This is a genomic window from Segeticoccus sp., from assembly GCF_035708005.1.
In genome coordinates this window covers 1-10,127 of sequence record NZ_DASSTI010000075.1, presented here as the reverse complement: position 1 = coordinate 10,127, position 10,127 = coordinate 1, and the positions used below count along the sequence as shown (strand labels likewise).

Here is a 10,127-nt window from a genome sequence, read left to right as displayed (position 1 = left end):
CCCCACGGCATCCCGATCACGAAGCTGTCCGGCGTGACCAGGACGGCGATCGGGATCTCGTAGGTGGCGCCGCTCGTGCGGCCGACGTGCCGGAGCACGGCCCAGATCGGCAGCAGCCGGTGGCCGGCGGCTCGGCGCATCACCGGCGTGCTGACCTTGACGAGGCGGGCGGGCGGAGATGGTGTCACGAGGTCCAGCATCCACCCGCGGTGATGTCGCTCGTGGGTCGAGCGGCCGGCGAATCGTCGGCAGCTGAGGGGCGGGGCCCAGCCTGGGGGCCGGTCTCCCGCACCGAGCCCCGGTAGCAACACCGGCCCGGCGGCACAACACGCCGGCGCGGGCCGGTCTCCCGCACCGAGCCCCGGCTGCAACGCCGGCCCGGTGACACAACACGCCGGCGCAGGCCGGTTTCCCGCACCGAGCCCCGGTCGCAACACCGGCCCGGTGACACAACACGCCGGCGCGGGCCGGTTTCCCGCACCGAGCCCCGGCTGCAACGCCGGCCCGGCGGCACAACACGCCGACGCGGGCCGGTTTCCCGCACCGAGCCCCGGCTGCAACACCGGCCCGGCGGCACAACACGCCGGCCCGGTGGGACAACACGCCCGCGCGGGCCGGTCTCCCGCACCGAGCCCCGGCTGCAACGCCGGCCCGGCGGCACAACACGCCGGCGCGGGCCGGTTTCCCGCACCGAGCCCCGGCTGCAACACCGGCCCGGTGTGGCGCAACACGGCCGCCCGGCTCAGACCAGCTCGAGCAGCCCGGTGAGCGTCTCCCCCAGCGGCGCGTCGAGCCGCACCGTCGCCTCGCCATCACCCCGGGACCAGCCACGCGTGACGATCGCGACCGGGATCCCGAGCCGGTGCGCGCGCCGCACGAACCGGTAGCCGGACATCACCGCCAGCGACGACCCGAGCACCAGCACGCCGCTGCACTGCTCGACGTGGTCGAAACACTGCGCCACCAACGGTTTCGGCACGGACTCGCCGAAGAAGACGACGTCCGGCTTGAGCTGGTCCTCCCCGCACAGCAGGCAGCGCGGCGCGCGGAACCCGTCGATCGCCTCCGGCGGCAGGTCGACGTCGCCGTCCGGCCGGATGGATCCGCCGGCCGCCTGGTCGAACCCGGGGTTGGCCTCGGTCAGCCACGCCTGGATGTCGTCACGGCGGTACGCCTCGCCGCAGGTCAGGCAGACCACCCGGTCGAGCGTGCCGTGCAGCTCGATCACCTCGCGGGCGCCGGCCTTCTGGTGCAGCTCGTCGACGTTCTGCGTGATGACGGTCCGGCTCAGCCCCCGGCGCTCGAGCTCGGCGACGGCGTGGTGGCTGACGTTCGGCCGGGCCGACCGGAACCGCCGCCACCCGACGTAGCTGCGCGCCCAGTACCGCTGCCTCCCGGGCGCCGAGGTGACGAACTCGCCATACGTCATGGGCGTGACGCGACGCTTGCCGTCCGGGCCGCGGTAGTCCGGGATGCCCGAGTCGGTCGACATGCCCGCGCCGGTGAGGACCACGACGTTGCCGCGGCGCACCATGGCGGCGAGCGCCTCGAGGGCCTCGCGCTGCACGCTCGGACCGGCGGTGGAGCCCCTGGTGTGCGGGGTCGCATCGACGGCGCCGGAGAAGCGCACCTCAGTTCCCTGCCGCACGACTCCAGTATGCGGGACCGCTCAGCGGGTCAGCAGTTCGGCCGCGACAGCGAGGTGCGTGGCGCCCGGGGCGTGGACCGCGACGTGGGCGCAGCCGGGCGGCAACAGCGAGACGTCGCCCGGCAAGCCGGTCAGCACGACCACCGTGTCGGGGCGTTCGGCCAGCAGCCGGTCGAGGGCCTCCCGGCTGGCGGGAGCGGTCGACAGGTCGCGCACCACCGCGACGAGGGCGGCGTCCCGGGCGGCCGCGAGCGCCTCGCCGACGCGGGCCGGCTCGCCGTGGACGGGCACGGTGACGACGGGCCCGGTCACGACGGGGCCGGCCACGAGCGGTCCGGCCACGACGGACCCGCTCTCGACGGCCTCGGCCGAGGACCGAGCCGGCTGTCCTGCACCGGCACCGCCAGCGGCGTGGCCATCCAACCGCACCGCCAGAGCCGGCCCCAGTTGTGCGCCCGCTCCCCCGGTCCCGGTGAAGACCGGACTGCTGACCTCGGCCACCACGACGGGAGCCGACAGCGGCAGCCGGCCGTGCGGGTCGTGGCGCACGGCGGCCCCGCGGACGACCTGGACGAGGTCGAGGTGGGGCGGGTCGGCATACCGGGCTTGTCGGCCGGCCAGGCACCACGCCGCCAGGTCGCGCACCCGCGCGCGGGCCTCCTCGAGCCGCGACGCGGCCAGTCGCCCGTCCTCGAGCGCACGCAGGAGACCATCGGCGGCCAGCTGGCCGGGTGCCTGCCGCAGCCCGGTGCAGACCAGGTCCGCCCCGGCGGCGAGCGACAGCGCGGCGCCCTCCGCGATCCCGACCGTCCCGGCGACCGCCCGCATCTCCAGCGCGTCGGTCGCGATGACACCGGAGAACCCGAGCGATTCACGGAGCAGCCCGGTCAGGATCGGCCGCGACAACGTGGCGAGCGCGCTGTCCAGCGCGGGCACGTGGAGGTGCGCCGTCATGATCGCCCGGCTCCCCGCCGAGACCGCGGCGCGGAACGGCGCGAGGTCCACCTCCTCGAGCGTGACCCGGTCGTGGTCGACGGTGGGCACGCCGACGTGGGAGTCGACCGAGGTGTCACCGTGCCCCGGGAAGTGCTTGGCGCACGCCGCCACCCCGCGCGACTGCAGGCCTTGCACGTAGGCCGCGACGTGCCGGGCGACCAGCTCGGGGTCCGCGCCGAAGGACCGCGTGCCGATCACCGGGTTGCGCGGGTTGACGTTGACGTCGGCGACCGGCGCGAGGTTGAGGTCGATCCCGACCGCCCGCAGCCGGTCCGCCGCGACGGCCGCAGCCGCCGAGGTGGCGGCCGGGTCGTCGAGCACTCCGAGCACCGCGTTGCCCGGCAGCGTCGAGCCGGTCTGCGCCTCCAGCCGGGTCACCGCGCCGCCCTCCTCGTCGATCGCCACCAGCAGCTCCGGGCGCTCGGCCCGCAGCGAGGCGACCAGCGCAGCGACCTGCTCCGGGGAGAGGCAGTTGCGCGCGAACAGGCACACCCCGGCCAGCCCCTGGGCCGCCCAGCGGCGCACCCAGTCCGGCGCCGTCGTGCCCTCGAACCCGACGAGCAGCACCCCGGCCACCCGCGGGTCCACCGTGGGCGCGGGCGGGGCGTCCGACTGCTGGGCGAGCTCCTGCGGACCGCTCATGTCTTGACCGCTCCCTGCACCAGGCCTCCGGCGAGGCGCTTCTGGACGAGGATGAAGAACACGAGCACCGGCAGGGTGAACACCGCCGAGGCCGCCATGAGCGGCCCCCACTGGGTCTGCCCCTCGACGCCGATGAAGGCGTTCAGCGCGATCGGCAGGGTGAACTTGCTGTCGTCCTGCAGGAACGTCAGCGCCAGCAGGAACTCGTTCCACGCCTCGATGAACGCGAAGATGCTCGTGGCCACCAGCCCCGGCGCGACGAGCGGCACGAGGATCCGCCAGTACGCACCGACCCGGGTGCACCCGTCGACCATCGCGGCGTCCTCGAGCTCGGTCGGGATCGCGTCGTAGAAGCCCTTGAGCATCCAGATCGCGAACGGCAGCGCGAAGGTGATGTAGGCGATGACCAGGCTGGCGAGCGTGTTGTACAGGCCAGCCTGGTTCATCATGATGAACAGCGGTATGACGAGCGCCTCCAACGGGACCATCTGCACCACCAGCACGAGCACCAGGACGGAGGTGCGGAACCGGAACCGCAGGCGCGAGACCGCCAGTGCCGCCAGCCCCGCCGCGATGGTCGACAGCACGACGGTGCAGCCGGCCACGATGAGGGTGTTGAGGAAGTAGCGGCCCATCCCCTGCCCGACCAGCGCCGAACGGAACTGGCTGAAGGTGGCGTGGTGCGGCCACCACAGCGGCGTGCGGGTGAAGATCTCGCTGCTCGGCTTCAGCGCGGTGATGACCATCCAGTAGAACGGGAACACCGCGAACGCGGCGACCAGCAGTGCCGCGAGGGTGAGCAGCACGCCGCTGACGGTGCGTCGCGTCAGGCGCCGGCGGGACCGGCGTCGCCCGGCGACCCGCCGCGTCGCCTGCGCGCGCAGCGGCTCCGACACGGTCGTCATACCTGCCCTCCCGTCATCGCGACTCTCCTGTCATCGCAGCTCCCCTGTCATCGCAGCTCCCTGTCATCGCAGCTCCCTGTCATCGCAGCTCCCCCTGGCGGAACATCGCCCGGATGTAGGCGCCGGTGACCAGGAGCAGCACGACGAGCATCACCACCGCGAGCGCGGCGCCCATGCCGAAGTCGTGCGACCGGAAGGAGGTCAGGTAGGAGTACAGCCCGATCACGTAGGTGGACCGGGCCGGGCCGCCGCCGGTCATCACGTAGACCTGCGAGAACACCTTGAAGTCCCAGATCGTCGACAGGATCAGCAGCACCGCGATGACCGGGCGCAGCAACGGGACCTTGATGCTCCAGAACACCCGCCACGGGCTCGCCCCGTCGACCCGGCTCGCCTCCAGGACCTCGCCCGGCACGGTCTGGAGCCCGGCATACATGGACAGGGCAACGAAGGGAAAGGACTGCCAGACGATGAGCACGGTGATGACCGCGAAGGCACGCAACGGGTCGATGAACCAGTTGAAGTGCAGGAACTGCTGCAGTCCCACGGAACTCAGCGCCCAGTTCAACACGCCGTTCTGGTCGTCGAAGATCCACTTCCACACGATCGTGGCGGCGACCTTCGGGGTGGCCCAGGGCACCAGCACCGCCAGCGACAGCAGCACGCGCGCCCACGCGGGCAGCCGGTCCATCAGCAGCGCGACCAGGGTGCCCAGCACCATGGTGAGGGCGACGCAGGCGATCGCGAGGCCGACGGTGTTGCGGAAGACCTGCCAGAAGAAGCCGTCCTGCACCAGCGTGACGAAGTTGTGTATGCCGGTCCACGGCAGCTCGCCGGTGACCAGGCCGCGCAGGCTGACCTCGTGCAGCGAGAGCCACAGCGTGTCGAGCAGCGGGTAGAGCAGCAGACCGACGATCAGGGCCAGCGCCGGCCCGAGGAGCAGCAGCGGCATCGGGTCGAAGCGGCGTCGCCGCCTCGCCCGGTCCGCCCGCTGCTCCCGCGTCGGTTCGACGAGGGCATCAGCCACCGCTGTTCAGCTTCGCCTCGATCTCCTTGTTCGCCGTGTCGGCCGCGTCCTGCACGCTCGCCTGTCCGGTCAGGATGGACTGGACCATGTTGGGGATCACCTTGTCACCCTGCACGGCGCCCCACGCCGGAGCACTCGGCACGTTGCGGCCCTGCTTGAACTGGGTGATGAACGCCTGCATCTCGGGGCTGGCGGCCCAGTCCGGCTTGTCGACCACGGACTTCACCGTCGGGAAGAAGCGGGTGTCGTTGGCCCACTGCAGCTGGACCTTCGCCGAGGACATGAGCTTGACCCAGTCCCAAGCCATCTGCTTCATGTCCGAGGAGTTCCACACCACGAGGTTCGAGCCGCCGAGGAAGGACTCGGACTTGTCGCCGGCCTGGGGGGTCGGGAAGACGATCGTGCCGATCTTGCCCTTGAGCTGCGGCTTGTCCTTGTAGAGCGTGGCGACCTCCCACTGGCCCAGCGGGGTCATCGCGACGCGGCCGAGCTCGAAGTTCTTCACCACGTTGGTGGCGTCCCAGGTCGCGGCGCCCTGCGGGGAGAAGTGGTGCTTGGTCGTCAGGCCGGTCATGAACTCGATGCCCTTGACCGCCTCCGGCTTGTTGATCGTGCCGACCCACCTGCCGCCCTCCTGCTTGGCGACCGCGCCACCGGCACCCCAGATGAACGGGTACAGCTCGTACTCGTAGTCACCGGCGACGGCGAACGGCTGCACGTCGGGCATCTTCTGCTTGATGACGTTGCCGACCTTGACCAGGTCGTCCCACGTCTTCGGCGGCTGCAGCCCGAGCTTGTCGAACCAGTCCTTGCGGTAGGCAATCGCCCGCACCCCGGCATACCAGGGGACGCCGTAGTACTTGCCCTGGTACATCGTCGACTGCAGGCTGCCCGGCACCATCGAGTCCTTGACGCCGTCGGACTCCATCGGCCCGGTCAGGTCGGCCAGCGCTCCGGCTTCCGCGAACTCGGGGTTCCAGGTCGTGCCCATCTCGGCGACGTCCGGGCCCTTGCCGCCCGCGACCGACGTGGTGAACTTGTCGTGCGCGGCGGTCCACGGCACGAACTGCACGTTGACCTTCACGCCCGGGTGCTTGGCCTCGAACTGCTGGTCGACGGCCTTGAAGTACTGCTCCTGGTCGACGTTGGTGCCGTCCATGATCCAGACGTCCAGCGTGCCCTTCGTGGCGCCGCCGAGGCCGCCGCCGGACCCGCCCGAGCCTCCGGATCCGCCGGAATCAGCGGAACCGCCCGATCCGCCGGACGAGCCGCCGCTCGCGGCGGCGCTCTGCCCCGACGAGGAGCCGAGGCTGTTGCCGCACCCCGCGAGGGCGACACCGACGGTGACCACGGCTGCCGTGACTGCCATTCTGCGCTTCATGGGTTTCCTCGATCCGTCCACGACCGGCACGCCGGGCGACCTCCCGGTGACCGTTGGTAACCTTCGCAGTGAAGTTACGCACTGTCAACGATTTTCGAGCGTTGTGACGAAGCCGCAACAACCCCTCCAAGCGGTGGATGGACCGGTGCTTGCTCGGGGCCTGTCGGAGGTGGCCGCGTGATCGTGCTCGGGCTCATGGCCGGCACCTCGCTCGACGGCATCGACGCCGCCGTGACCGAGCTGACCCGCGACGGCGACCGGGTGCGGCTGCGCCTGCTCGCCCACCGCACCACGCCCTACGCCGAGCAGACGTATGCCGCCCTCGTCGCCTCCCTGCCCCCGGCGCCGATCGCCGCCCGGACGGTGGCGGAGGTCGACACGGCGGTCGGGCGGGAGTTCGCCGCGGCGGCGGTGTCGGCGGCTCGGGAAGCGGTGTCGGCGGCTCCGGAGGCGGTCTCGGCGGCTCCGGAGGCGGTCTCGGCGGCTCCGGAGGCGGTCTTGGCGGCTCCGGAGGCGGTCTTGGCGGCTCCGGAGCTGGGCGCTGCGCGGGAGCCCGGGAGTGGCGGCGTGGACCTGGTGGTCTCGCACGGGCAGACCTTCTACCACCTCGTCGAGGACGGGCGGGTGCTCGGTTCGGTGCAGCTGGGCCAGCCGGCCTGGATCGCCGAGGCGACCGGCGCCCCGGTGGTCGCCGACGTGCGCGCCCGCGACATCGCCGCCGGCGGGCAGGGGGCGCCGCTGGTCTCGCTGCTCGACGTGCTGCTCCTGCGGGAGCGGTCGGGCGCCGAGGGGAGCGCCGGCAGCGCCGTCGGTGCCGCCGGCGGTGCCGCCGCCGATGTGCCGGCCGCGCTCAACCTCGGCGGAATCGCCAACCTCACGGTGGTGCGCCCGGACGACGCCGTGGCGTTCGACACGGGCCCGGGCAACGGACTGATGGACCTGCTCGCCCGCGAGCTCGACCTGCCCCACGGGTATGACGAGGACGGCGCCCTGGCCGCCACCGGCACCGTCTCCCCGGAGTTGCTGGCGGAGATGCTGGCCGACCCGTACTTCACCCGGCCGGCGCCGAAGTCGACCGGGAAGGAGTACTTCAGCCCCGCGTGGCTGGACCGGCACCGATGGGCCCACCCCGAGGTGGTCGGCGCCGACCTGATGGCCACGCTGGCGGAGCTGACCGCGGCCACGATCGCGGCGGCACTGGTCCAGCACGACTGCGGCACGGTGTACGTCTCCGGCGGCGGGTTCGCGAACGGCCACCTCCGGCGGCGGCTGGAGGCGCGCTGGGACGGGACGGTGCGCGGGACGGGAGTGCTCGGCATACCGGAGGAGGCCAAGGAGGCGTGCCTGATGGCGCTGCTCGGCTACTTCGCCTGGCACGGGGCTCCGGCGGCGCTGCCGGAGTGCACCGGCGCCCGGCACGCGTCGCGGCTCGGGGCGATCGTTCCGGGGGCCGGGCCGTTACGGCTGCCGGAGCCGTGGGCGGAGCCGCCGACGTCGCTGGTCGTCGACCCCTGAATTCCACTGTTGCTGGCGAAGGGCGGATCCCCAGTCGCCGTCTTCCGGCAACAGTCGCGGCGGGCGGGCTCAGAAGCGGCCGAGCAGGGTGCGACGGGAGGAGCCGCGCAGCGCTCGGGCGGCCACCTCGGGGTCGGCGACCTCCGGGTGCGGCGGGCGCAGCGGCGCGTCGCGGACGATGAGGTCGGGCACGTGGGCGTGGACGGCGGCGTCGGCGACCACGTAGCCGTGCCGCTCCAGGACCTGCTGCTCGGCCTCGGAGAACGCGTCGAGGTCGGTGCGGATGGCGTTGATGAGCTCGGTGACCTTCGGCGGGTAGGTGTCGGGCACGACGTCGGCGAGGTCCCACGTGGCCCCCTCGAGCACGTCGCGGGCGAATCCGGCGTGCAGCCAGCGCAGCCGGGTGTTGCGCCCGCCGCTGGTGGCGATGCCGAGGATGCGCAGCATCTGCCCCCACGGGGTGTGGGTGGTGCGGGCCCGGAAGACGGTGCCGCCGTCGCTGACGAGCACGCCGTGGTGGTCCTTCCAGACCGGCTCCAGGGCGAGGTTGTCGTAGATCCCGCCGTCGGTGAGCTCGATGTGCGCCCGGATCTGCTCGACCTCGCCCGGCGAGGCATGGCCGCGGTGGCCGCCGGTCAGCCCCATCGCCGAGCCGTCGAGGACCATCGGAGCGAAGAACGGCGGGTACGCACAGGACGCGGCGATGCAGTCGGCCATGCGCAGCCCGGGTGGCGGCTCGGCATACCCCAGGCGGTAGTCGCCCACGCGGCCGTGGGGACGTACGGCGTTGGGGTCGGCGAAGACCCAGTCGACGCCGTAGGCGACCTCGGTGGCGCCGGTGAAGATCGCCGGGCCGTCGGCGGCGTTGTCGCGCAGGTCGCGCGACCACCACGGGACGTGGTCGGCGAACTCGTCGGCGAGCGCCCGGGCGCCGCTGTCGGGCATGAACCAGCGCGGCGGCCAGAGCTTCTTCAGCAGGGCCGGGGTGCGCAGGTTGTGGCTGCACAACTCGCGCAGCGGCGTGGCGACGTGCTCCTCGAAGCCGCCGACCTCAGAGCCGTGCGAGGTGTGCTCGGTCGGCCAGGTCAGCCGTGGGTCGGCGAGCAGGTTCGCGGTGATCGCGCCGCCCGAGGCGCTGCTGATGGTGCGGATCCGGCCGAGGACGCCGAGTTCGTTGAGCCGGCGGGCGGCACCGAGGTGGAACAGCGCCGCGCGGAAGCCGCCGCCGGACAGGCAGAGCGCGATCCCGTGGCGCGGCTGGGCGGGCACCCCGCCCGGTCCGCCGGTGGTCGACTTGTCGGGGACTGCGGACATGGCGGCACTCAACCACGCCGGCCCGACGAACCCTGCCGGACACGCGTCGCGGCGGTAGATTCACGCCAAGCATCCTCCATACCGATTCAGTTCAACGTCCTTTGGTCCGGGGCACGACGACGCCACGGTCCCGGCTCATGACGCGACCGGTGCCTCCAGCGCGGCGGCGATCTCTTGCGCCCAGCTCATGATCTCGGGCCACGCTCGGAGGTCACGGTCGTGTTCCCGGCCGATAGACAACCACAACCGGTCGCCTCTGCTAGACAGCCAGTCGCGACGGACCATGCCCGTGAACACCCTCCTGCCCCGGGGTTGGAGTCCGGCGGGGGTGGACAGGACAAGTTCGCGCTCCTCCCGCTCACGGACGACCCGGCGCAGGGGTCGCGGCATGGCGCCGGAGACTCCGACGCTGAACAGCCACACCGGCTTGCCCGTCAGCTGGTCAGTGTGATGCCGGAGGAATTCGTTCGCCTGCGGCACCCAGGTCCTGCCGCGCTCAGCGCTGCCGAGGACGAACGCGTCAAATGCACTCAGATCGTCGGTCTCGCGCATCGGCCGTGTTGTGACCTGAAAGTGGGCGGCAAGTGATCTTGCGATGTTCTCGGCAATCGACCGGGTCGAGCCATGGACGGATTCATAGGCCACGAGGACCTTCATCTGCCTCATCTCCTCGGTGGGGGCCACGACTTCCAGACTGAC

8 protein-coding genes and 1 pseudogene are annotated in these 10,127 nt (G+C 72.3%); 1 reads left to right on the top strand and 8 read right to left on the bottom strand.

Features of this window, described 5'->3' with window-relative positions:
• The 6 genes and pseudogenes from VFL99_RS08660 to VFL99_RS08635 all read right to left on the bottom strand — a co-directional run.
• Positions 1–188 (bottom strand): annotated as a pseudogene (locus VFL99_RS08660) (nitroreductase family deazaflavin-dependent oxidoreductase); the annotation flags it as partial.
• 554 nt (positions 189–742) lie between these two features.
• Positions 743–1,648 (bottom strand): NAD-dependent protein deacetylase, encoded by a 906-nt coding sequence (locus tag VFL99_RS08655; RefSeq protein ID WP_325105942.1) that lies wholly within the window; start codon positions 1,646–1,648, stop codon positions 743–745.
• A gap of 21 nt (positions 1,649–1,669) precedes the next feature.
• Positions 1,670–3,286 (bottom strand): beta-N-acetylhexosaminidase, encoded by a 1,617-nt coding sequence (nagZ, locus tag VFL99_RS08650; RefSeq protein ID WP_325105941.1) that lies wholly within the window; start codon positions 3,284–3,286, stop codon positions 1,670–1,672.
• Complete coding sequence (locus VFL99_RS08645) at positions 3,283–4,191, bottom strand: carbohydrate ABC transporter permease (protein WP_325105940.1); 909 nt, start codon at positions 4,189–4,191, stop codon at positions 3,283–3,285. The genes nagZ and VFL99_RS08645 overlap by 4 nt, the downstream gene beginning before the upstream one ends.
• A gap of 79 nt (positions 4,192–4,270) precedes the next feature.
• Entirely contained in the window at positions 4,271–5,218 is a 948-nt protein-coding gene (locus VFL99_RS08640) for a carbohydrate ABC transporter permease (RefSeq protein WP_325105939.1), read from the bottom strand.
• Entirely contained in the window at positions 5,211–6,587 is a 1,377-nt protein-coding gene (locus tag VFL99_RS08635) for a sugar ABC transporter substrate-binding protein (protein ID WP_325105938.1), read from the bottom strand. Before VFL99_RS08635 ends, VFL99_RS08640 begins: the two co-directional genes overlap by 8 nt.
• A gap of 189 nt (positions 6,588–6,776) precedes the next feature.
• On the opposite strand from VFL99_RS08635, the gene VFL99_RS08630 reads away from it, so the two are divergent.
• A complete protein-coding gene (locus VFL99_RS08630; RefSeq protein ID WP_325105937.1) occupies positions 6,777–8,114 on the top strand; it encodes an anhydro-N-acetylmuramic acid kinase in 1,338 nt (445 codons plus the stop codon).
• Positions 8,115–8,183: 69 nt separating this feature from the next.
• Here VFL99_RS08630 and VFL99_RS08625 read toward each other — a convergent pair whose 3' ends face one another.
• Entirely contained in the window at positions 8,184–9,428 is a 1,245-nt protein-coding gene (locus tag VFL99_RS08625; protein WP_325105936.1) for a patatin-like phospholipase family protein, read from the bottom strand.
• A 135-nt stretch (positions 9,429–9,563) separates the two neighbouring features.
• Positions 9,564–10,127, bottom strand: a 564-nt coding sequence (locus VFL99_RS08620) for a flavodoxin domain-containing protein (protein WP_325105935.1), incomplete at its 5' end; no start/stop codon positions are given.

Bases quoted from the DNA above. Each gene is read 5' to 3' on its own strand.
- VFL99_RS08635 (WP_325105938.1), bottom strand. From the start codon at position 6,587: ATGGCAGTCACGGCAGCCGTGGTCACCGTCGGTGTCGCCCTCGCGGGG.
- nagZ (WP_325105941.1), bottom strand. From the start codon at position 3,286: ATGAGCGGTCCGCAGGAGCTCGCCCAGCAGTCGGACGCCCCGCCCGCG.
- VFL99_RS08645 (WP_325105940.1), bottom strand. From the start codon at position 4,191: ATGACGACCGTGTCGGAGCCGCTGCGCGCGCAGGCGACGCGGCGGGTC.
- VFL99_RS08625 (WP_325105936.1), bottom strand. From the start codon at position 9,428: ATGTCCGCAGTCCCCGACAAGTCGACCACCGGCGGACCGGGCGGGGTG.